Origin of the sequence: Kitasatospora sp. NPDC058115 (assembly GCF_042884635.1) — a bacterium.
In the GTDB taxonomy this organism is placed as follows: Bacteria; Actinomycetota; Actinomycetes; order Streptomycetales; family Streptomycetaceae; genus Kitasatospora.
Genome location: NZ_JBHVTL010000006.1, coordinates 262,086 through 284,658, shown reverse-complemented (window position 1 = coordinate 284,658; position 22,573 = coordinate 262,086). Strand labels below are relative to the sequence as shown.

Below are 22,573 nucleotides of genomic sequence, written 5' to 3'. Positions count from 1 at the left end.
ATGTCCGTTCGATCCCGCACGCGCCGAGGCCGCCACAGGCTGCTCGCGCTGCTCTCCGTCCTGCTCCTCCCGCTCGCCGCGATCACCGCCCTGGCCACCCCGGCCAGCGCGGCCGGCAAGCTCACCGCCGCCTTCACCAGCGAGAACAGCGGTTCCTGGTGGAAGGGCACCTACATCGTCAAGAACGACAACACCACCGCCGTCAACGGCTGGACCATCGAGTTCGACCTCCCGGCCGGCGTGACCATCCAGAACAGCTACAACGGCACCGCGACGGTCAACGGCCGCCACGTCACCGCCGTCGCCGCGTTCTACAACGCCAACGTCCCCGCGGGCCGGACCACCGAGCCGTACAGCTTCTGGTTCGTCGCCAACGGCCCGATCGGCACGCCGACCGGCTGCCGGATCAACGGCGACAAGTGCGACGGCAGTTCGGACGTCCTGCCGTCCGCCCCGGGCACCCCGACGGTGACCGACTCGACGGCGCACAGCCTGGCGCTGAAGTGGTCCGCCGCGACCGCCGGCGACTTCCCGGTCGCCTCCTACGAGGTGCTGAACGGCACCACCGTGGTCGGCACCAGCACCACCACCGACGCGCTGGCCACCGGGCTGACCCCGGCGACCAGCTACACCCTGACCGTCCGGGCCAAGGACACCCGCGGCAACGTCGGCCCGCTGAGCGCGCCGGTCACCGCCTCGACCTTCGACCCGGCCACCGATCCCACGCCGCCCACCGCACCCACCAACCTGCGCACCACCGCGGTGGGTTCGAGTGACGTGACGCTCGCCTGGAACGCCGCCACCGACAACCTGAAGGTCGCCGCGTACGACGTCTACCAGGACGGCACGCTGGTCCGCACGGTGACCGGCTCCACCCTGACCGCCTCCGTCGGCAGCCTCTCCCCCTCCACCTCCTACACCTTCACGGTCAAGGCCCGCGACGGCGCCGACAACGCCTCGCCCGCCTCCACCGCGCTCAAGGTCACCACCTCCGACCTGGTCGGCACCGGCAAGTACGCCCGGGTCGGCTACTTCACCCAGTGGGGCATCTACGGGCGCCAGTACTTCGTGAAGAACCTCGACACCTCGGGCAGCGCCGCCAAGCTCGACGTCATCAACTACGCGTTCGAGAACATCGACCCGGTCAACCTCACCTGCATGGCGGGCGTCACCCGGGGCACCACGTCCAACCCGCAGGACCCCGACCAGGGCACCGGCGCGGGTGACGCGGACGCCGACTACGCCCGCCCGATGAGCGCCGCCCAGTCGATCGACGGCGTGGCCGACGACGGCTGGGGCAAGCTGCGCGGCAACTTCAACCAGCTGAAGAAGCTCAAGGCCAAGTACCCGCACCTCAAGGTCGTCGCCTCGCTCGGCGGCTGGACCTACTCCAAGTACTTCTCCGACGCGGCGGCCACCGACGCGTCCCGGCAGAAGTTCGTGAAGTCCTGCATCGACATCTGGATCAAGGGCAACCTGCCCGCCTACAACGGCGCGGGCGGCGACGGCGTCGCGGCCGGCATCTTCGACGGCATCGACATCGACTGGGAGTGGCCCGGCTCGCCCGACGGCCACGCCGGCAACCACTACAGCGCCAACGACAAGGACAACCTCACCGCGCTGCTCGCCGAGTTCCGCAAGCAGCTGGACGCGCTCGGCGGCTCGCACAAGCTGCTGACCGCCTTCACCCCGGCCGACCCGGTCAAGATCAACCAGGGCTGGGACCTCTCGAAGATCTTCAACTACCTGGACATCGCCAACATCCAGGGCTACGACTTCCACGGCGCCGGCAGCGACAACTCGTGGGAGCCGAACCGCGCCGGCCACCAGGGCAACCTCTACGTGGACGCCCAGGACCCGTACACCACGCACTTCAGCGTCGAAGGGGCCGTCAAGCCCTACCTCGACGCCGGCGTCAACCCGCGCAAGCTCACCATCGGCCTGGCCTTCTACGGCCGCGGCTGGCAGGGCGTCGCGGACGGCGGGGTCAAGGGCGAGTGGCAGAGCGCGACCGGCGCAGCCCCGGGCCAGTTCGCCGAGGAGGCCGGCACCCGCGGGTACAACAACCTGATCACCACCTTCCCCAACCTCTCCGTCTACCACGACGAGCAGTCGGTGGCGACCTTCGGCTACACCGGAGCGGGCGGGCAGTGGTGGACCTTCGACGACGCCTGGTCGATCGGCAAGAAGACCGCCTGGCTGAAGTCCAAGGGCCTGCTCGGCGCGATGATCTGGGACATGACCGGTGACACCCCGGGCGGCACCCTGATCAACGCCCTCGACGGCGGACTCAAGTAGTCACGTAGCACCACGGTAGTCGGAAGGGGCCGGTCCGGCGGACCGGCCCCTTTCCGTGCGCCCCGCACCGCCCGGGGCGACGGCCGGACCAGCGCGGGGCGACGGCCGGACCAGCCCGGGGCGAGGGCCGGATCAGCGCGAGGCGAGGGCGGCGAGGCGGCGGGCGGAGCGGTACTGGCGCAGCACCTGGGCGAAGGTGGTGTGGCCCTGGGTGGTGCGGGCGAAGGCCCGCCAGGCCGGGTCGACCAGGCAGACCGCCGCGTGGAACAGGTACGGGCGGCGCTCGAAGGCGTTCAGCATCTGCTTGCCGGCCCGCATCTCCACCCCGAGGCCCGCCTTGATCGCGAACGCGTAGTTCAGCGCCTCGCGCCGGACCTCCGCCGCGGTGCCGGCCTCGGCCAGCTTGACCGCCCACTCCCCGGCCAGCCGGCCCGAGCGCAGCGCGTAGGAGATGCCCTCGCGGGTCCACGGCTCCAGCAGCCCGGCCGCGTCGCCGGCCACCAGGACGCGGCCGCGCGACAGCGGGGAGTCCTCGGCCCGGCAGCGGGTCAGGTGCCCGGACTCCACGCTCGGCGGGAAGCCCGACAGGCCAAGGCGGCGGATGTAGTCGGCGAGGTACTGCTTGGTCCGCTCGCCGTCACCGCGCGCCGAGATCACCCCGACGGTCAGGCTGCTGGACTCGGTCTTCGGGAACACCCAGCCGTAACTGCCGGGCAGCGGGCCCCAGTCGAGGTGGATCCGGCCCGCCCAGTCGGCGGCGACGTCCGCCGGGACGGGGATCTCCGCCTCCAGGCCGAGGTCGATCTGGTCGAAGGAGACGCCGACGTGCCGGCCGATCCGGCTCGCGCTGCCGTCCGCGCCGACCACGGCGCGCGCCTCGAAGCTGCGCCCGTCGGAGGCGGTGACCAGCGCCGTCCGGTGTTCGCCGCCGCGCTGCTCGACCCCGGTGACGGTCACTCCGGTGACCAGCACCGCCCCGGCCTGCTTGGCCGCCTGGACCAGGCGCAGGTCGAACTCGTCCCGGTTGACCAGGCCGAACAGCATCCGCTTGGAGCGCCTGGTGCGGGTGAAGCGGCCTCGGTAGGCGAAGGAGACGGCGTGCACCCGGTCCTGGAGCGGCAGCCTGAAGTCCGGCGGCAGGCTGTCCCGGGAGGGGCCGATGATGCCGCCGCCGCAGGTCTTGTAGCGCGGGTGCTCGGCCTTGTCGAGCAGCAGCACGCGCCGGCCCTGCGCGGCCGCGGCGTGCGCGGCGGAGGCGCCGGCCGGCCCGGCGCCGACCACGACGACGTCCCAGACGCCGTCCAACGGGTCCGGCCGGTCCGGCCCGGCGGCCTCGGCGTCGAGCGGGCTGGGGGAATCGGGGCTTCCGGAGTCAGTCACGGGCAGCAATCCTATGCCGCCGCCCCCGCCGTCGTCGGCCGCACCGCCCCGAACGCGCGACCGAATTCCCGGTCGGGGCGGGCCCGGCGCGGCCCGGGGCGCGGGCCCGGTCCCGGCCCGTGCCGACGTCCCCGGGGCCCTGCGGGCGGCTCGGCCTATGATCGGCATCACCCACCGTCAACGCCGTTCGCCCGCACCACCCCCTCGGACGGACCAGCCCCTCCCGGAGTACCCGATGCCGCAGCAGCCCCTGGCCGACGCCGTGCGGTCCCTCATGGACCGCGCCCGCACCGACCTCGCCGACCTGGTCGCCTTCCCCTCGGTCGCCGACCCGCGCCAGTTCCCGGTCGAGGAGTGCGAGAAGGCCGCCCGCTGGGTCGCCGACGCCTTCGCCGCCGAGGGCCTGACGAACATCCGGCTGCTGGACACGCCCGACGGCACCCAGTCGGTCTACGGCGAGCTCCCCGGCCCGGCCGGTGCCCCGACCGTGCTGCTCTACTCGCACTACGACGTCCAGCCGCCGCTGGACGAGGACGCCTGGCTCAGCCCCGCCTTCGAGCTGACCGAGCGCGACGGCCGCTGGTACGGGCGCGGCGCCGCCGACTGCAAGGGCAACATCCTGATGCACCTGACGGCCCTGCGGGCGCTGCGTCAGGTGGACGGCGGCTACCCGGTCGGGCTGAAGGTCATCGTCGAGGGCTCGGAGGAGCAGGGCACCGGCGGTCTGGAGCGCTACGCCGAGGCCCACCCCGAGCTGCTCGCCGCCGACGTCATCGTGATCGGCGACACCGGCAACTTCGCCCCCGGCCTGCCCACCGTCACCGCCTCGCTGCGCGGCATGACCGTGGTCGACGTCTCGGTCCGCACGCTGGCCGGCAACCTGCACTCCGGTGCCTTCGGCGGCGCCGCCCCGGACGCCCTGCAGGCCCTGGTCAAGGTGCTCGCCTCGCTGCACGACGAGAACGGCGACGTCGCCGTGGCGGGCCTGGCCACCGACCAGCGCTGGGACGGCGTGCAGTACTCCGACGAGCAGTTCCGCGCCGACGCCAAGGTGCTGGACGGCGTGGCGCTCACCGGCACCGGCACCGTCGCCGACCGGCTCTGGGCCCGCCCCTCGGTCACCGTGCTGGGCATCGACGCCCCGCCGGTGATCGGCGCGACCTCCTCGGTGCAGGCCTCCGCCAAGGCCTCGGTCAGCCTGCGGGTGCCGCCGGGCATGGACACCGGCGCCGCCCAGGAGGCGCTGGTCGCCCACCTGGAGGCCCGGGTGCCGTTCGGCGCGCAGATCACCGTGGAGCGGCTGGGCAACGGCGCCGCGTTCAGCGCCGACACCTCCGGCCCGGCCTACGAGGCGATGGGCGAGGCGATGGCCGAGGCCTTCGGCACCCCGATGGTGGCCTCCGGCGAGGGCGGCTCGATCCCGCTCTGCAACACGCTGCGCACCCTCTACCCGCAGGCCGAGATCATCCTGATCGGCGTCGAGGAGCCCACCACCCAGATCCACGCGGTCAACGAGAGCGTCGACCCGCTGGAGCTGGAGCGGATGGCCCTCACCGAGGCGCTCTTCCTGCGCCGCTACGCGGAGCTGCGCTCCGTCTGACGGGCCGTTCGGCGGTCCCGTTCGGCGGTCCCCTTCGGCGGACCCGTTCGGCGGACCGCTGCCGGGCCGCGCCGTCCCTCACGACGGCGCGGCCCGCCCGCACCACCGCACGCCCTCACCACCGCACGCCCGCGCACGCCGAGCCCCGCGCGCCTCCCGACCGTCCCTACGCCGGACTGTCCGTCCTGCCCCTACGCCCGGCGCACGCACGTCACGCCCCCCCGGGCCGGTCCCCCCGCCACGGACCCCCGCCACGGCCACCCGGGCCAGCGCCCAGCCGACCGCACCGACCGCGAGACCGGCGCCCGCACCGAAGCACAGCTCCGCGAGCGGTCCGCGCCGCAGCGGCACCAGCCGGTGCACCACCCCCGCCGCGGTCGCCGCCCCCAGCACCGCCGCGCCCGCCCGGCGGGCCCGGTCCGACGGCCCGTCGGCCGGCCGGACCGGCTCCACCGCCCGGGCCCGCCGCACCGCGTGGCGCGCCACCGCGGCCAGCGCCGGCACCGAGGTGCCGTACTGCAGCACCTCGTACAACGGCGGGCCGCCCGCCACCGGCCGCTCCAGCGCCGGCAGCAGCCGGGCCCCGAACCGCCCGGCGTGGGTGAAGCCGTCCCAGCCGACGTGGCTCGCGGCCCCGACCGCCGCCGAGAGTGCGAACCACCCGAGGTCCGCGCCGGACGGCCGGCCCCGCCCGGCCCGGCGGGCCGTCAGCGCCTCGGCGGCGCCCGCCCACCGACCGGGGAGCAGCGCGACCAGCGGCCCGCGCACCAGTCCGTGCCAGCCCGCCACCAGACCGGCGGCGAGCGCCACGTCCAGCGTCGGCACCGCCCACCAGCGGTGGGTGGCGCCGCCGTACCGGTACACGCCGGGCAGCAGCGATTCGGCGAAGAACGGCACGTCGGGCGCCAGCGATCCGGCGACCAGCGCCGACGCGACCAGCGGACCGCGCCCGCCCGCCGCGCGCAGCAGGGGCAGCACGGCGGCCGGGTGGCTCAGGGTGAACGGCATGCCCTCATCCTGCCGCCGTGCGGCCGGGCCCGTCACCCGCGGGCGCCGCCGCGTCCGGGCCTGGCGGCCTCACGCCGCGTCGGCGGTCCGCGTCAGCCCCACCCCGGCCCGGCGACCGGCCTCCAGGTAGCGCAGTTCGCCGCAGCGGCGGGCGTCCAGCGCAGCGGCCAGCCGCCGGTGGCGGCCCGGGGGCAGCAGTCCGGCGGCCTCGTCCAGGCTGACGAACCGCCAGCCGCGCAGTTCCTCCTGCTGGAGCAGCAGCCCCTGCCGGGCGGTGGCGTCCAGCAGTCCGCCGTCGTAGACCAGGCGCAGCCCGCCGCGGCGCGGGCCGGTGCGCGGCTCCCAGTCGACGGCGAGCAGGCGCAGCACGGCCGGGTCGAGGCGCAGGCCGAGTTCCTCGGCGGTCTCGCGCAGGGCGGCGTCGGTGGGTGCCTCGCCGCGTTCGACGACGCCGCCGGGGAACTCCCAGTCCGGTTTGTAGACGGGGTCGACGAGCAGCACCCGGTCCTGTTCGTCGAAGAGCAGGACGGCGGCGGCCACGGTGTCCCCGGTCGGGTCGGGGGTCTGCACGATCGGGCAGCGGGCGGAGCCGTCGCCCACCAGTTGGGCGAGCCTGGCAGCGGTCTCGCGCGGGGTGAGGCCGGAGGTGTCGACGAGCCGGGCGTCGCGGCGCAGCCAGCGGCGGGCGGCGCGGTAGCGCGGCAGGTGGTCCAGGCACCACTGGCGGATCCGCTCGCTGCGTTCCGGGTCGTCCGGGATCTCCTCGCGCTGGGCGATGCGCTCGCGCAGGATCGTTTCTTCAGCGTCGAGGACGAGATGGTGCACGGCGATGCCGTTCGAGGCGAGCGACCCGAAGATCTCGTCCCGGTAGTCCTCCCGCAGCAGCGTCATCGGGACCACCAGCGGTCCCGGCACCTCACCGAGCAGTGCGGCCGCCGTCTCGGGGACGAGCCGGCGCCAGGCCGGCAGGTCCTGGAAGTCCGACACCGCCGCCATCCGGTCGGCCGGCAGCATCGCGCGCAGTCCGAAGCCCACCAGCTCGGGATCGAAGAGCATGCTGCCCGGCAGCAGTTCCACCAGCTCGCGGCAGGCGCTGGTCTTGCCCGCCCCGAATGTGCCATTGACCCAGACGATCACTCACGCCCCCATGTTCTCGACCTCCCCCGGCGCCGTTCGCACCGGGCGGCGCCCCCGTCAGTCGTGCCGGCGCCACCCGAGGTGGTACCCCGGCCGCGCCGGTCCCCATACCTCCACGTGCGTGCCGCTCATGGCGGTTCCCCGTTCCGTTTGACAGGGGCATGTGCCCAGGTCAGAGGGCCTGCGACGGTTCCCGTACGACCCCTGGGGCGCCGGAGTACGCCTCCCCGCCACCGTAGTCCGGCCGTGTTGCGCGCGCCCCCGCCGCACTTCTCACGCCCTGTGGGGCGCGGGTCTCCCCCGCCGTTCGGCGGCCGCGTCGGACCGCCCCGCCGGCGTCGGACCGCCCCGCCGGCGCCGGGCCGCCGTGGCCCGGGCGCCGGCGGGGCCGTGCGGCCACGCCTCAGGGCCGGCCCATGTGGGTCGGGTAGTAGCCGCTGCTGATCCGCGAGACCCGGATCGAGGTCCCGGGCCGCGCGGCCTCCACGTACTGGTTGTCGCCCAGGTAGATCGCCACGTGGTGGATGCCGCGCGCGGTGCCGTCGTCCGACCAGAACAGCAGGTCGCCGCGGCGCAGCTGTCCGGCCGTCACCGGCGTGGTGGCCGCGTACTGGTCGTTGGCGACCCTCGGCAGGGAGATGCCGCCGCGCCGGAAGGACTGCTGGACGAGGCCCGAGCAGTCGTAGCCGTCCGGCCCGTTGCCGGCCGTCCGGAACGGCTTGCCGCGCTGGGCGAGCGCGAACTGCACCGCCGTCTCGACGTCACGGTCCGCCGCCGGGGCGGACGCCGAGTCCGCCGACGAGGAGCCCGAGCCGCTGCCCGAGCCGCCGGTGCGCGCCAGGTAAATGTCGTAGTGCGAGGTCCAGCGCCACTGGCCCTGGCTGTTGCGGAACCAGTACCGGGAGCCGTCCCACCCCTGGGTGATCCCCCCGGCGGAGCCGGCCGCCCGCGTGCCCGACGTCCCCGAGCCGGAGCCCGAGCCGCCGGTGCGCGCCAGGTAGACGTCGTAGTGCGAGGTCCAGCGCCAGTGGCCCTGGCTGTCCTTGAACCAGTACCGCGAGCCGTCCCATCCGGCGTGGGCCGGCGCCGGCTCGGCCGCCGCGGTCCCGGCCGAGGTGCCGAGGCCGATCACGCCGGCGCCGGCCGCGATCACGGCCACCAGGCCTATCCCCCGGCGGATCCGCGCCGCACGGGAAGGGCGGCCGCCCGCCGCCGGACGGGGGGTGGGGTCTGCGGTGTGCTGCTCGGTCGCGTCGTCGGCGGCACCCGGTGCGCCGGTGTTGACGGTCGTCATGCTGCTGTCTTCCTTCGCTGATCGCGCCGGTCGCCTCGATCGCGCCGAACGCTGGGAGCTGAACGCTGGACGCGGTGCGCGGGGCCTCACCGGCCCCGGCCGCGCCGCTTGTCACGTTAGGCACGCGTTCGCTCACGGCGCGCAGTGGAGTGCGCCAAAGGAAGGCTCACGGAAGGTGAGCGACCGTCATCCGACCCGGCGCCGGATGACCGCCCGTCACCCGTGTGCCGACTCCGCCGGCAGCTGCTTCTTCAGCACCTTTCCCAGGGCGTTCCTGGGCAGTTCGGGCACCAGCACCACCCGTCGGGGCCGCTTGTGCACCGAGAGGCGCTCCGCCACAAAGGCCGTCAGCTGTTCGCCCGTCACGGAACCCTCCGGAACGACGTACGCCACGATCGCCTGGCCGAGGTCGTCGTCCGGCACGCCGACCACGGCGGCGTCGGCGACCGCCGGGTGGTCGCGCAGCGCCGCCTCCACCTCGCCGGCGCCGATCCGGTAGCCGCCGCTCTTGATCAGGTCGACGGAGGCGCGCCCGACGATCCGGTGGAAGCCGTCCGCGCCGATCACCGCGACGTCCCCGGTGCGGAACCAGCCGTCGGCGGTCCAGGCCTCGGCGTCGGCGTCCGGCCGGTCGAGGTAGCCCCGGAACAGGGTGGGCCCGGCGACCTGGAGCTCGCCGACGCTCTCGCCGTCGTGCGGCACCGGAGCGCCGTCCTCGCCGACCAGCCGGGTGCGCACCCCGGCCACCGGCAGGCCGACGCTGCCGGGGCGCCGCTCGCCGTCGGCCCGGGTGGAGACGGTGATCAGCGACTCCGTCATGCCGTAGCGCTCGATCGGGGCGTGGCCGGTCAGCGCGGCGATCCGTTCGAACACCGGGACGGGCAGCGGGGCGCTGCCGGAGACCAGCAGCCGGGCGGAGGCGAGCCGGGCGGCCGCCTGGGGATCGCCCGCCACCCGGGACCAGACGGTCGGCACGCCGAAGTAGAGGGTGCCGCCCGCCGCCGCGTACCCGGCGGGGGTGGGCCGTCCGGTGTGCACCAGCCGGCTGCCGGTGCGCAGCGCGCCGAGCACGCCGAGCACCAGGCCGTGCACGTGGAACAGCGGCAGGCCGTGCACCAGGGTGTCCTCGGCGGTCCACTGCCAGGCGTCGGCGAGCGCGTCGAGGTCGGCGGCGACGGCGGAGCGCCCGATCACCGCCCCCTTGGGCGCGCCGGTGGTGCCGGAGGTGTAGAGCACGAAGGCGGTGGCCGCGGGGTCGGGCTCGGCGTACGTGGTCGCGGAGCGCTCGCGCAGGTCGACCGGGAGGCCGGCGATCCCGGCGTCCTGCGGCGGGGTGTCGGCGGCGGCGTGGGCGAGCAGGGCGGCGCCGGAGTCGCGCAGGATGTGGGCGCGCTCCTTGGGCCCGGAGTCGGGCGGCAGCGGCACCACCGGCACCCCGGCGAGCAGGCCGCCGACGACGGCGGCCACGGTCTCGGCGGTGGGCCGGGCCAGCACCGCGAGGGCCGGGGCGCCGGCCACCCGGTCGGCGACGGCGGTGGCCGCGCCGAGCAGCTGCTCGCGGGAGAGCCCGGGGCCGTCGGAGATCCGCAGTGCGTCGCCCGAGTCGTCCGGGCCGCCCTGAAGCGCCATCAAGAGTGTCATCCGTCTGCCCTCGCCCCTGTCCACGATGTCCACGATGGTCGGCGGCGCGCGACGGTCCGCGACCGCGCGCCGCCGACCGACTCTACGGGCCGCCGGCCACCGGGCGGTGTCCGGGCGAAGGACGGCGGGGGCGCGCCCGGCGGTCACCGGGCGCGCCCCCGCGCGGTTGCGCTCGCGTCGGATCAGGCCTTGCGGGCCTTGACCTCGGCGGTGAGCTGCGGCAGCACCTCGAAGAGGTCGCCGACCACGCCGTAGTCGGCGAGCTCGAAGATCGGGGCCTCGGGGTCCTTGTTGACGGCCACGATGGTCTTCGAGGTCTGCATGCCGGCCCGGTGCTGGATCGCACCGGAGATGCCGTTGGCGACGTACAGCTGCGGGGAGACCTGCTTGCCGGTCTGGCCGACCTGGCTGCTGTGCGGGTACCAGCCGGCGTCCACGGCGGCGCGCGAGGCGCCGACGGCCGCGCCCAGGGCGTCGGCCAGCTCCTCGACCACGCCGAAGCCCTCGGCGGCGCCGACGCCGCGGCCGCCGGAGACCACGATCGCGGCCTCGGTCAGCTCCGGGCGGCCGGTGGAGACCCGCGGGGTCCGCGAGACGACCTTGGCGGCGTTGCCGGTGAACGCCACGGTGACGTCCTCCACCGCGCCGGCGGCCGGGGCGGCCTCCGGGGCGACGGCGTTCGGCTTGACCGCGATGACCGGCACGCCGTTGCTGACGCGGGAGTCGACGGTGTAGGAGGCCGCGAAGACGGACTGGGTGGCGACCGGGCCGCCGTCGCCGGCGCGCAGGTCGACGGCGTCGGTGATGACGCCCGATCCCAGGCGCAGGGCGACGCGGGCGGCGATCTCCTTGCCCTCGCCGGAGGAGGTGACCAGCACGGCGGCGGGCGCCGCGGACGCGGCGATCTGGGCCAGCGCGTCGACCTTGGGGACGACCAGCTGGTCGGTGAACTCGGCGCCGTCGGCGACGTACACCTTCGCGGCGCCGTACTCGGCGGCCTTGGCGGCCAGCTCGGCGGCCTTGTCGCCGGCGCCGAGGACGACGGCGGACGGCTCGCCGATGCGGCGGGCCAGGGTCAGCAGCTCCAGGGCCGGCTTGCGGACCGCGCCGTCGGCGTGGTCGACCAGGACGAGGATCTCAGCCATGTGCTCGATGTCTCCGTGATTCGGGGGGCAGCAGGGGTGGCGGGTGAACGCATGGTGGTTCACCCGCGGGGTGACCGGGTGGCTAGATGAACTTCTGGCCGGCGAGGAATCCGGCGAGCGCCTTGCCGCCCTCGCCCTCGTCCTTGACGACCGTGCCCGCGGTGCGCGCCGGACGCGCCGCCACCGACTCCACCGCCGTCCACGAACCCGCCAGACCGACCTCGTCCGCCCCGATGCCCAGGTCGTCCAGGTCCAGGGACTCCACCGGCTTCTTCTTCGCCGCCATGATCCCCTTGAACGACGGGTACCGGGCCTCACCCGACTGGTCCGTCACCGACACCACCGCCGGCAGCGCCGCCTCCACCAGCTCGGTCGCCGCGTCACCGTCCCGACGGCCCCGGACCACACCGCCCTCGACCGACACCTCCGACAGCAACGTCACCTGCGGCACACCCAGCCGCTCCGCCAGCAGCGCCGGCAGCACACCCATCGTCCCGTCCGTCGACGCCATGCCACCGACCACCAGATCGAACCCGGTCCGCTCCAGCGCCTTCGCCAGCACCGCCGACGTCCCGATCACATCCGAACCGTGGATGTCCTCGTCGTTCACGTGCACGGCCCTGTCCGCACCCATCGACAACGCCTTGCGCAACGCGTCCTTCGCGTCGTCCGGCCCCACCGTCAGCACCGTCACCTCGGAACCCTCATGGGCCTCCGCGATCCGCAGCGCCTGCTCCACGCCGTACTCGTCCAGCTCCGACAGAAGGCCGTCCACGCCCTCCCGGTCGGTGGTGTGATCGTCCGAGAAACGACGGTCACCCGTCGCGTCCGGCACGTACTTCACACAGACAACGATCCTCAAGCTCATGAGCGGTTCTCCTGGTACGGGTGCACTGGTCGGATGCACTGGTCCACGGCCTCGGCCGCGCCGAGGGTACTGAGTGCCGGATCGGCCCTCGGCGGATCCGGCCCGTCGGCTCCCTTCGACAGCCTTCGAGGCTCTCCGGAGAGAATACGGCACTCAGTACCCCTCGTAAAGGAACTCAGTACCCTTTGCGCTCTTCCGGGGTACCACCGGCCGGGCCCCGGCGGGGCCGGGGCAGCGGGCCGCAAGGTTTGTGCAAGACCGGCCAGGAGCCGTCATGGAATCCGCCAGACCGCCCGGGCACACACCCGCCGGGGCCGCCGAGACCCGGGGCCCCGGTCCGGGATCAAGGAGGGGGAACGACATGACCTTGGTGCACGGGGAAGTCGACGAAGTCAACCACGGGGAACGGTCCGGCGCGCAGTGGTCGCCGGAGGAGCACCACGACCGGGCGGACGCTCACGACCGGGCGGAAGGCCCGGACGGGGCGGCCGGGGCGGACGGGGGCGCGGCGCGGCGCACGCGGCCGTGGGCCACGCTCACCGACTGCAAGGAGGTGCTGGTCGTCGTCCACTCGATGGTCTACGGCCAGCGGCTGCACGACATCTATCCGCTGCTCGCCGCCGACCTGCGGGTGCACGTCCAGTTCACGGTGCCGCCGCACGCGTTCAACGGGGGTGCGGCGGGCCACGTCCGGCGGCTCGGCGGCACGGTGCTGCCGTGGGCGGAGGCCGTCCGGCGGGAGTTCGACCTGGTGCTGGCCGCCGGCTCGCAGGGCCTGGAGCGGCTGCGCGGCCCGCTCGTCCGGCTGCCGCACGGGGCCGGTCACATCAAACTGGCGCCGGCCGGGCCCGGAGCCGGGCGCACGGTGGCCGGGCTGGGGCCCGAGTACGTCGTGTGGCACGGGCGGCTGGTGCCCACCGCGCTGGCGCTCGCCCACGAGGACGACCGCGCCGAACTCGCCCGCGGCTGCCCGGAGGCCCTGCCGATCGCCGAGGTGGTCGGCGACGGCTGCTACGACCGGATCGCCGCCGCGCTCCCCGACCGCGAACGGTACCGCGCCGCGCTCGGGCTGCGGCCCGGCGAACGCCTGGTGCTGGTCTGCTCCACCTGGGGCAGCGGCTCGCTGTTCACCCGGCTCGACGCCGTGCTGCCGCGGCTGGCCGCCGAGCTGCCCCGGCACGGCTACCGCACGGCGCTGCTGGTCCACCCCAACGTGGCCGCCGCGCACAGCCCGTGGGCGGTCCGGTCGTGGGCGACGGCCACCGCGCGCGGGGCGGTCACCGTGCTCGCGCCCGAGGAGGACTGGCGTCCGCTGCTCGTCGCCGCCGACTTCGTCATCGGCGACCACGGCTCCGTCACCCTCTACGGCACCATGACCGGCGCACCGATCCTGCTCGCCGAGTACCCGCACCGGGACGTCAACCCGCGCTCACCCGGCGCGCTGCTCGCCCGCACCGCGCCCGCGCTCAGCCCGTCCCACCCGCTCACCACCCAACTCGGCTACGCCGCCGAACAGTACCGGCGGGAGGAGTACGCGGCGATCGCGGCCCGGATCAGCTCCCGGCCGGGCGCCTTCGACCGCCGGATGCGGCGGCTGCTCTACCGCGTCCTCGGGCTCGGCGAGCCCGCCCACCTGCCGGAACCGCCCGCGCTGCCGCTGCCCGCACCGCTCTGGACGACGGGCGACGGGGCCGGGCGGGCACCACGGGAGGACGGGTGACCGTGCTGCACACCGTGCGGCTCGCCCCGGCCGACGGCCCGGCGCCGTCGGCCGGGGCGCCCGGCCCGCACGTCGAGGCCCGCATCCACTCCCCCGCCGGCGTCTGCCACGGGCTGCTCGCCACCCGCCCGCCGGCCGGCCGCTCCGGCGGGCCGCTGAGCCGCGTGTTCGTCGACGAGCACCTGGCACTCGACCTCGCCGACCCCGACGCCGCCCGGTGGCGCCACCACGCCGACGTGCTCCACCTCGGCACCGCCGCGCCCGGCCGGCTCACCACCGTGCTACGGGCCCACCCCGGCTGCGCGGTGGCCACCGCCGACGGCGAGGGCGGCACGCTGCTCGTGCTGACCCGCACGGGCGGGCGCCTGACGCTCCGGCCCCGCCCGGGGAGCAGCGGCCCGGCCTCCTCCGCCCAACGGCTGGCCGCCGGCTCCCTCGCCCACGCCTGGCTCGCCGCCGGGCGCACCCTCGGCGAGCTCACCGCCCTTGCCACCTCCGCCTACACCGCCCGCCCACCCTGCCCGGGCTGCCCCCTCGCCACCTGAGCCGCCCCTTCGGCCGGGCGGCCGGGCGGCCGGGGGCGCCCCACCACCGACCCGGCCTGGCGGGCCATCCCCGGTCGCGGTTCGTGGAGCCCCACCCCACAGCGCGACGCCCAGCGGCCGACGGCCACCCCACTCCGGGATCCGCGAGCCGACCGCCAAGCGCTGCGCGTGCGCTCCGGCGGGCCGCGGTTCCCCCGGCACCCCCCACACGGCCGAGCCCACCCCCGCGTTCGAGATCCGTGAGCCGGCCGAACCACCAAGCACTGCATGTGTGCACCGATGGGCCACCCGACAGCGGGGCTCCCCCGGGGGGGGGCGAGCCCCGCTCCACATGCGAGATCGCGAGCCGGGCGACCGACCGAGCGCTGCGCGTGCGCACCGGCGGGCCACCCGACAACGCGGCTCCCCCAAACGGCGAGCGCCACCCCACGCTCGGGATCCACGAGCCGGGCGGCGCGACCCGGAAAGCACCCGCCGATGCGACAGGCGGAGCGGCGACCCCGCACCCCACCACCCCCAAGTGGCCACGCCCAGCCCCGCGTTCGAGATCCGCGAACCGGCCGAACCACCAAGCACCACGCGTGTGCACCCGCGGGCCACCCGACAGCCCGGCCCCCCGGGGGGGCGAGCCCCGCTCCACATGCGAGATCGCGAGCCGGGCGACCGACCGAGCGCTGCGCGTGCACACCGGCGGGCCACCCGACAACACGGCTCCCCCAAACGGCGAGCGCCACCCCACGCTCGGGATCCACGAGCCGGGCGGCACGGCTCGGAAAGCTCCCACCGGCGAGACAGGCGGAGCAACGACCCCGCACCACACCGACCACCCCCAAGTGGCCAAGCCCAGACCCGCGTTCGAGATCCGCGAACCGGCCGAACCAGCAAGCGCTGCGCGTATGCAGCGGCGGGCAAGCCGACAACGCGGCTCCCCCAAACGGCGAGCGCCACCCCGCCTTCGGGATCCACGAGCCGGGCGGCACGGCTCGGAAAGCACCCGCCGATGAGACAGGCGGAGCAACGACCCCACACCACACCAACCACCCCCCAAATGGCCAAGCTCAGAACCGCGTTCGAGATCCGTGAGCCGGCCGAACCACCAAGCACCACGCGTGCGCACCGGCGGGCCACGCGACAACGCGGCTCCCCCAGACGGCGAGCGCCAGCCCACGTTCGGGATCCGCGAACCGAGGGTGCGGCCCGGGAAGCTCCCGGCGGTGAGACGGGCGGAGCGACGACCCCACACCACACCAACCACCCCCAAGTGGCCAAGCCCAGCCCCGCGTTCGAGATCCGCGAACCGGCCGAACCACCAAGCACCACGCGTGCGCACCGGCGGGGCGGTTCGGGGCGACGGCCCGACCCCTCACGCCGCGTGGGTCAGGTGGGTGGCAGGGTGCCGAGGGCAGCGGTGAGGCGGGTGGTGTCGGGGGCGGAGAGGGCTTCGTAGCGGGCCAGGGAGGCGCGGTAGTGGGTGGCCGCCCCGGTCAGGTCGCCGCGGGCGCGGGCGAGGTCGCCGGTGAGTTCGAGGACGCGGGCCTCCCAGTGACGGGAGCCGGCCGCGCGGAACGCGGCGAGTGCCTCGGTGTAGCACCGGGCCGCCTCCGCGTGGGCGCCGAGGGCCACGTGGGCCTGGCCGAGGATGGCGAGTGCGCGGGCCGCCTCGTACGCGGCGGGGACGGCGACGAGGTCGCGGTGGGCGCCGGTGATGGCGGGGACGGCCTCGGCGGGGCGGCCGTCGGCGAGCAGGACCTCGCCGAGCGCGAGGCGGGCGAGTGCGGTGCCGCGGACGTCCCCCTTGGCCTCCCGGAGCCCGGCCGCCCCCCGCAGGCAGTCGGCCGCCTCGGCGAGCCGGCCCGCCGTGCGGTGGGTCTGGCTGAGGCCGTACAGGGCGCCGGCCTCGGCGAGCGGCCGGCCGAGTTCGCGGGCCAGCCGGAGCGCCTCGGCGAACCAGTCGGCGGCCCTCTCCCCCTCGCCCGCGTTGCGCAGGCCGGTGCCGCCGGAGGTGAGCATCCGCAGCAGGCCGTCGGGGTCGCCCGCCGTCCGCGCGGCGGTGCGCCCGATCCGGTGGGCGTCGATCCACAGCCGGGCCGGGCGCAGCCGCAGGAACAGCGGCCACATGGCGTCGACGAGTTGCCAGGCGGTGGCGGCCCGGCCGGTGGCGGCGGCCCAGCGGACGGCGTCGGCGAGCCGGCCGGTCTCCGTGTCGAGCCAGCGGACGGCGGCCGGCTCGTCCGCGAACTCCCGGACGCCCGGCACCGGTTGGGTGGCGTAGTCGCGGCGCAGGGTGCGGTGGCTGGGGCTGAGCAGCGCCTCGGCGGCGGTGGCGGAGGCGAGGTACCAGTCGAGCACGCGGTCGACGGCGGCCCGCCCCTCCGGCCGGTCCCGCACCTCGTCGGCGCGCGCCCGGGCGTGCAGCTTGACCAGGTCGTGGAAGCGGAAGCCGTCCTCCATCTCCTCCAGCAGGTGGACGTCGATGAGCCCGCCGAGCAGCCGGTCGGCCTCGGCCCGTTCCAGGCCGCCGACCGCGCAGACCACGTCGAGGGTGAAGACCGGGAACGGCAGCAGGCCGAGCAGCCGGTACAGCCGGACCGTGTCCGCCCCCAGGACCTCGAAGGACGCGTCCAGGGCGTGTCGCACGGCCTCTCCCTCGACATCGAGCGCGGCGAGCCCCTGGGACTCCTGGCCGAGCGCCTCGGCGGTGGCGGCGAGCGGCCGGCCCGGGCGGGCGGCGATCCGGGCGGCCGCCAGGCAGACGGCGAGCGGGAGCCGCCCGCAGCGTTCCACCACCAGGGCGGCGGCGCCCTGTTCGCGGGCCACCCGGTCGGCGCCGACCCGCTGGGCGAGCAGTTGCACCGAGGCGTCGTCGGAGAGGACGTCGACCGGCCGGAAGACGGCGCCGTCTATGCCGAGCCCGGTGAGCCGGCGGCGGCTGGTGACGACGACCACCGCGTGTTCCGAGCCGGGCAGCAGCGGGCGGACCTGGGCGGCGGTGGAGGCGTTGTCGAGCAGGACGGCGATCCGGCGTTCGGCGGCGAGCGAGCGCCAGAGTGCGGCGACCTCGGCGAGGCTGCGCGGCACCGGCGCGATGCCGAAGGCCCGCAGGAACCCGCCGAGCGCCTCGGCCGGGTCGGCGGGCCCGCCCGGGGCGTGGCCGCGCAGGTCGGCGTAGAGCTGGCCGTCCGGGAAGCGGCCGGCGAGGCGGCGCAGCCACTGGGCGGCGAGGGCGGTCTTGCCCACCCCGGCCGGGCCGGTCACCACCACGGTGACGTCGGCGGCGCCGCCCGGAGCGTCGTCCAACTCACGGTCCAGGGCGGCGAGATCGGCGTCCCGCCCGACCAAACGTCTTGGCGTCGGAGGCAGTTGGCGCGGCACCGGTAGGGCCGGGGCGGCGGGTGGCGGGGCGGCCTGGCCGTAGACGGTGAGGTGGTGGATCTCCCCGGCCTGGACGACCGAGCCGCCGACCCGGGCGCCGGAGACCGCGTTCCTGGTCGCGGTGTGCGGTTCTCGCGGTTCGTGCGGTCCGTGCGGTTCTCCCGGTCCGTGCGGTTCACGCGCTCCGTGCGGCTGATGAATTCCCGCCCCGCCGAACCGATCCTGCCCCACTGGCTCCCCCTACCGGTAGAACGATGGACTGCCGTGACGGGAGCGGCCGATGTGCACGGGCAATCGGCGCCGCCCCTATATCACATGAGGCTCCGTCGGACCGGGTTAAGTGTCAACAATGCCTCGCCGCACAGCAGGAGACGGTATGGATCCGGCCCCCGCAATCGTGGGATGCTCCCTGCGACAGCAAGCTGGTAGCCAACCGGCGGGGGGCGTCACAATGGAGTTCCATCTTCTGGGTCCGATTGAACTTTCGGTGAACGGCGAGTTGTCGGCAATTCGCTCGGACAAGAGGCGGCAGCTGCTGGCCGCCCTGGCACTGGAGGTCGGCCGCCCGCTCAGCCACGAACTGCTGGCCAACCGGCTGTGGGACGAGGGGCCCCCGCCCAGCGCGGTGGCCAGCATCTACAGCCATGTCTCCCGCATGAGGAGCCAGTTGCGAAAGGCCGTGGCAGCCGAGGGGCTCGACGAGTCCCGCGACACCCCGGCCATCGATTGCCGATCGCACACATATGCGCTTCGTGCCGATCCCCAATTGATCGACTGGCATCGTTTTGTCGACCTGTCTCTGCGCGCCCGCCAACTCACCGAGAACGGCGAGGACATCCAGGCCCGCACCGTCCTGGGCCGGGCCGAGGAAATCTGGCGCGGTGAACCGCTCGCGGGCCTGCCCGGCAGTTGGGCCCAGTCCACCCGCACCACGATGGCCGACCAGCGCCTCGCCACCACCCTGCTGCGGATCGAGATCGACCTCCGGCTCGGCCGCTTCGCCGAGGTCGTCCCCGAACTCACCGCCCTGCGCGAGGCGCGCCCCACCGACGAGCGGGTCGCCGCCCACCTGCTGGTCGCCCTGCACGGCGCCGGACGCCAGGCGGACGCGCTCACCGTCTACCCCACCGTCGTCCGCCGGCTGCGCACCGAACTCGGCACCGGGCCCGGCGAGGCCCTGGTCCGGCTGCACGAGCGGATGCTCGCCGGCGAGCCGCTCACCGGACCGGCCGCCCGTGCGACCGCGGCCCGCGCGAGCGCCGCCCCGCGCCCCTCCCCCGCCGCGCACGCCGGTGGTCCGTCGGCCGCCCCGGCGGTCCGCCGCCTGATCGGCCGCCGGGAGGACCTCCGCCGCCTGCTCGGGGGCCCCGAGGACGCCGTCGAGCAGGGCGCCGTGGTGGCCGTCTCGGCGATCCTCGGCATGGCCGGGGTCGGCAAGACGACGCTGGCCCTGCACGCCGCCCATCTGATGCGGGGCCGGTTCCCCGAGGGCTACGTCCACCTCAACCTGGGCGCCCACGCCGTCAACCGGAGCCCGCTCGCACCGCAGGCGGTCGCGACCTCGCTGCTGCGCCGGCTGGGCGTGCCGGCCACCACGATCCCGCTCGACAGCGAGGAGCTGTTCGCGCTCTGCGCCGAGGTGCTCGCCACCCGGAGGGCGGTCGTCGTGCTCGACGACGCGGCGACCGCCGCCCAGCTGCGACCGCTGCTGCCGACCTCGCCGGCCGCGCTGATCCTCGTCACCAGCCGCCGCCGGCTCGCCGAACTCCCGGGCTCCAGACCGGTCTTCCTCGACATCCTGCCGGTGGACGACGCGGTCGCCCTGTTCACCTCGGTGGTCGGACGGGAGCGCGCCGACGACCGGAGCCGGATCGTCGAGATCGTCGACCGCTGCGGACTGCTCCCGCTGGCCATCGAGATCGCCGCCAGCCGGTTCAAGGCCCGGCCGTCCTGGACCCTGGACCACCTCGCGCTGCGGCTCTCCCGCAAGACCGGGCGGCTCGCCGAGATCCGGCACGACACCGAGAGCGTCGCCCGCGCCTTCGAGATGTCCTACCGTTCGCTGCCCGCCGAACAGCAGGAGGCCTTCCGGCTGCTCGGCGCCCACCCCGGGCCGGACATCGGCCTGCACGCGGCGGCGGCCCTGCTCGGCCGGCCGGTCGACGAGACGGACCACCTGCTGGAGGCGCTGCTGCACTGCCACCTGCTGCAGGAGAACGTTCCGGAGCGCTATCAACTCCACGATCTCCTCCGGGAATACGCGCTCGCACTGATGCGCGACGAAGGTGCCGAGGAGGAGGCCGGGGCCGCGCTGCGGCGGTTGCTCGGATTCATGCTCCACGCAGCCGACCAGGCGGACCGGCTGCTGTATCCCCGTCGTTCACGCCTCCCTCTCCCGCAGTTTCGCCAATTGCCGGGAATGGAAACGTTGTTGTACGACCTTGACCTCGATTCGCACGAGTCGGCGCGGGACTGGCTGGACACCGAACAGGCCGCCCTGGCGGCACTCGCCTCGCACGCCCGCGCCACCGGCCACCCGGAGACCGCCGCCTGGCTGGCCCACGTGCTGGCCGGCCGGCTGGACGCCCAGGCCTACTGGAGCGAGGCCCACGACCTGCACCAGACCGCCGCGGCGCACTGGCGTTCGATGGCGAACGACCGCTGCGAGGCCCGCGCCCTGATCGACCTCGGCGCCACCCTCGCCAACGCCTCCCGCTACCCCGCCGCCGTCGAGGCCCTGGACCGCGCCCTCACGCTGGCCCGCGCCGGACAGGACCCCGACGCCACGGCGGAGGCCCTGAGCATCCTGGGCCGGGCACTCTGGCACCGGGGCGCCCTGACCCGCTCCCTCGCCCTGCAGAAGGAGGCCCTGCACATTCGAAGAGCGCACGGAGACCTCTGGCACACCGCGCGCTGCCTCGCCAACCTCGGCATCGTCCAGCGCTCCCTCGGGAATCACAAAATGGCCCTCTCCGCCTACGAGAGCGCCCTGCCATTGGCTCGGAGATTCCAGGACAGAACCTTCGAGATGAGGATCCTGAACAATATCGGAGATCTCCATCTGGCAGCCGGTAATCTCTCCGCCGCACGTTCCGGGTTCGAGCGGGTGCTGAAATTCCCCGCGGGGGCCATCTCCACCTTCGATCTCGCCATCGTGAAAATCAACCTGGCAGCGACCTTGAACATCCCGGAGGAACTCGACCAGTCGTTGGCTCTTCACCGGCAGGCACTGGCCGTCTTCCGCTCCGTGAGCGCCATCAAGCACGAGGCCGACGCACTCAACGGCCTGGGTCACGCCCTCCGCTCGGCCGGCCGCCCCGCCGACGCCCGCGACCAGCACGCAATCGCCCTTGAACTGGCCCGCTCGGCGGGAACCGCCCACGAGGAGGCGGCCGCCCTCTACGGGCTCGCCCGCGCCGAGGCCGTCCTCGGCGCCCGGGCCCAGGCCGCCGGGCACCTGTCGTCCTCGATCAGCCTCGCCGAACGCCTCGGAGCGGCGGATCAGGCCGCGCTCGCCAGGAAGGCCCTTGCCGAAATCGGCCCGGCCGGACACCCGGACGAGTAGATTCCGGTTATATTTCCGACCCACCGCTCACGGCCATCGGCCGAAATTGATCGACCAGCCCCGCCGATGCGCCTGAAAACGCCATCCGCCGCCCGCTCCGTACATCCACCAACGCTTCACACAAGGCGTCGGACCCTAGATCGCCGGGCGGCCGCCGAGTCTGCTACAAAGGCATCGAGCGAGATCTCGCTCGACCCTCGCAGAGCCCTCAGGAAAGGCGCCATGTTCACTGTCTCCGCCCTGATAGCCGGATCCCTGCACGCCCTGGCCACGGGGATAGCCGCAATGCCCATCTGGTGCTGATCCGGGCACCAGCCACGCCGGAGGGCGTGACCGGAGACCCGGTCACGCCCTCCGGCACGTCGCGAGCCACCACCGCCGAGGGGCACCGCCCCCGAGGTGCACCGCCGTCGAGGGGCGCTGCAACTGCGGTGCGGGGGCCGTGGGCACCGGTCGACAGCACCCGCTGACAGCGGTCCGAGGTTTGAAATCCGCTGTATCGGCTCAGCCGATATCCACTACCCTCCTGCGGGGGGAGGATGCCGACTGATGGGGGTCGCCCGTGCCCAGACGCTGGGAGTTCTACCGATCGCCCATGGGGGCCGACGTGGTGCGTCGGGAGGTCGACAAGTGCAAGCTGAAGCGCTTCGAGACCGTGAAGCTCCAGGCGATCATGGAGCGCGCCGCCACCGGCACGCTCCGTCCTCCCGACGTCAAGCACCTCGGTGATGGCCTTCTGGAACTGCGCTTCGAGGGCGAGAGACGGATCTTCCGGCTCTTCTACTCCGAAGTCGACAACCAGGGACCCGTCCTGCTCGCGGTCAAGTTCATCAACAAGAAGGCCACCCATGGCATCGCAACCGATCCGGACGACATCAAGTCCGCCCGCAAGCGCCTGACCGAGTGGAACGGCCGTCCCCGGCCGTGACCGGAGTACGGGGCGGCCGTTGATGGAATATCCGGCTTAGGCGATACTCGGAGCATCTTCAAGGGGAGAGAG

14 protein-coding genes are annotated in these 22,573 nt (G+C 74.6%); 6 read left to right on the top strand and 8 right to left on the bottom strand.

Annotated features, from left to right (window positions below; all coding sequences use genetic code 11):
* Nucleotides 1-2,298, top strand: a complete 2,298-nt coding sequence (locus ACFVVL_RS09105; protein WP_380296093.1) for a glycosyl hydrolase family 18 protein — start codon at nt 1-3, stop codon at nt 2,296-2,298.
* Nucleotides 2,299-2,430: 132 nt separating this feature from the next.
* Here ACFVVL_RS09105 and ACFVVL_RS09100 read toward each other — a convergent pair whose 3' ends face one another.
* Nucleotides 2,431-3,846, bottom strand: a complete 1,416-nt coding sequence (locus ACFVVL_RS09100) for a geranylgeranyl reductase family protein (protein WP_387672741.1) — start codon at nt 3,844-3,846, stop codon at nt 2,431-2,433.
* Between the two features lie 67 nt (nt 3,847-3,913).
* Here ACFVVL_RS09100 and ACFVVL_RS09095 point away from each other — a divergent pair, with 67 nt between their 5' ends.
* The gene (locus ACFVVL_RS09095; RefSeq protein ID WP_387672738.1) at nt 3,914-5,278 is read left to right on the top strand and encodes a dipeptidase; all 1,365 of its coding nucleotides are present in this window, start codon (nt 3,914-3,916) and stop codon (nt 5,276-5,278) included.
* A gap of 78 nt (nt 5,279-5,356) precedes the next feature.
* On the opposite strand, the gene ACFVVL_RS09090 is transcribed toward ACFVVL_RS09095, so the two are convergent.
* The 6 genes from ACFVVL_RS09090 to ACFVVL_RS09065 form a co-directional block, all read right to left on the bottom strand.
* Nucleotides 5,357-6,286 (bottom strand): DUF4184 family protein, encoded by a 930-nt coding sequence (locus ACFVVL_RS09090; protein ID WP_387672735.1) that lies wholly within the window; start codon nt 6,284-6,286, stop codon nt 5,357-5,359.
* A gap of 69 nt (nt 6,287-6,355) precedes the next feature.
* On the bottom strand, nt 6,356-7,423 hold the full coding sequence (locus ACFVVL_RS09085; RefSeq protein WP_387672732.1) for an NUDIX domain-containing protein: 1,068 nt from the start codon (nt 7,421-7,423) through the stop codon (nt 6,356-6,358).
* Between the two features lie 403 nt (nt 7,424-7,826).
* Nucleotides 7,827-8,717: a C40 family peptidase gene (locus tag ACFVVL_RS09080; RefSeq protein WP_380298385.1), complete on the bottom strand. Its 891-nt coding sequence runs from the start codon at nt 8,715-8,717 to the stop codon at nt 7,827-7,829.
* A 216-nt stretch (nt 8,718-8,933) separates the two neighbouring features.
* Nucleotides 8,934-10,358: an acyl-CoA synthetase gene (locus ACFVVL_RS09075; protein ID WP_387672728.1), complete on the bottom strand. Its 1,425-nt coding sequence runs from the start codon at nt 10,356-10,358 to the stop codon at nt 8,934-8,936.
* A 182-nt stretch (nt 10,359-10,540) separates the two neighbouring features.
* Nucleotides 10,541-11,503, bottom strand: coding sequence for an electron transfer flavoprotein subunit alpha/FixB family protein (locus tag ACFVVL_RS09070; protein WP_380423039.1), 963 nt, complete (start codon nt 11,501-11,503; stop codon nt 10,541-10,543).
* An 82-nt stretch (nt 11,504-11,585) separates the two neighbouring features.
* Complete coding sequence (locus ACFVVL_RS09065) at nt 11,586-12,371, bottom strand: electron transfer flavoprotein subunit beta/FixA family protein (RefSeq protein WP_387672725.1); 786 nt, start codon at nt 12,369-12,371, stop codon at nt 11,586-11,588.
* A gap of 361 nt (nt 12,372-12,732) precedes the next feature.
* Between ACFVVL_RS09065 and ACFVVL_RS09060 the strand changes: the two genes are divergently transcribed.
* A complete protein-coding gene (locus tag ACFVVL_RS09060; protein WP_387672722.1) occupies nt 12,733-14,091 on the top strand; it encodes a hypothetical protein in 1,359 nt (452 codons plus the stop codon).
* On the top strand, nt 14,088-14,636 hold the full coding sequence (locus ACFVVL_RS09055; protein ID WP_387672719.1) for a hypothetical protein: 549 nt from the start codon (nt 14,088-14,090) through the stop codon (nt 14,634-14,636). The genes ACFVVL_RS09060 and ACFVVL_RS09055 overlap by 4 nt, the downstream gene beginning before the upstream one ends.
* Nucleotides 14,637-16,013: 1,377 nt before the next feature.
* Here the strand turns inward: ACFVVL_RS09055 and ACFVVL_RS09050 are convergent.
* Entirely contained in the window at nt 16,014-17,975 is a 1,962-nt protein-coding gene (locus ACFVVL_RS09050; RefSeq protein WP_387672716.1) for an ATP-binding protein, read from the bottom strand.
* A 532-nt stretch (nt 17,976-18,507) separates the two neighbouring features.
* On the opposite strand from ACFVVL_RS09050, the gene ACFVVL_RS09045 reads away from it, so the two are divergent.
* On the top strand, nt 18,508-21,573 hold the full coding sequence (locus ACFVVL_RS09045) for a BTAD domain-containing putative transcriptional regulator (RefSeq protein WP_387672713.1): 3,066 nt from the start codon (nt 18,508-18,510) through the stop codon (nt 21,571-21,573).
* A gap of 595 nt (nt 21,574-22,168) precedes the next feature.
* Nucleotides 22,169-22,501, top strand: coding sequence for a type II toxin-antitoxin system RelE/ParE family toxin (locus ACFVVL_RS09040; protein ID WP_380297386.1), 333 nt, complete (start codon nt 22,169-22,171; stop codon nt 22,499-22,501).
* The last annotated feature ends 72 nt before the right edge of the window (nt 22,502-22,573 follow it).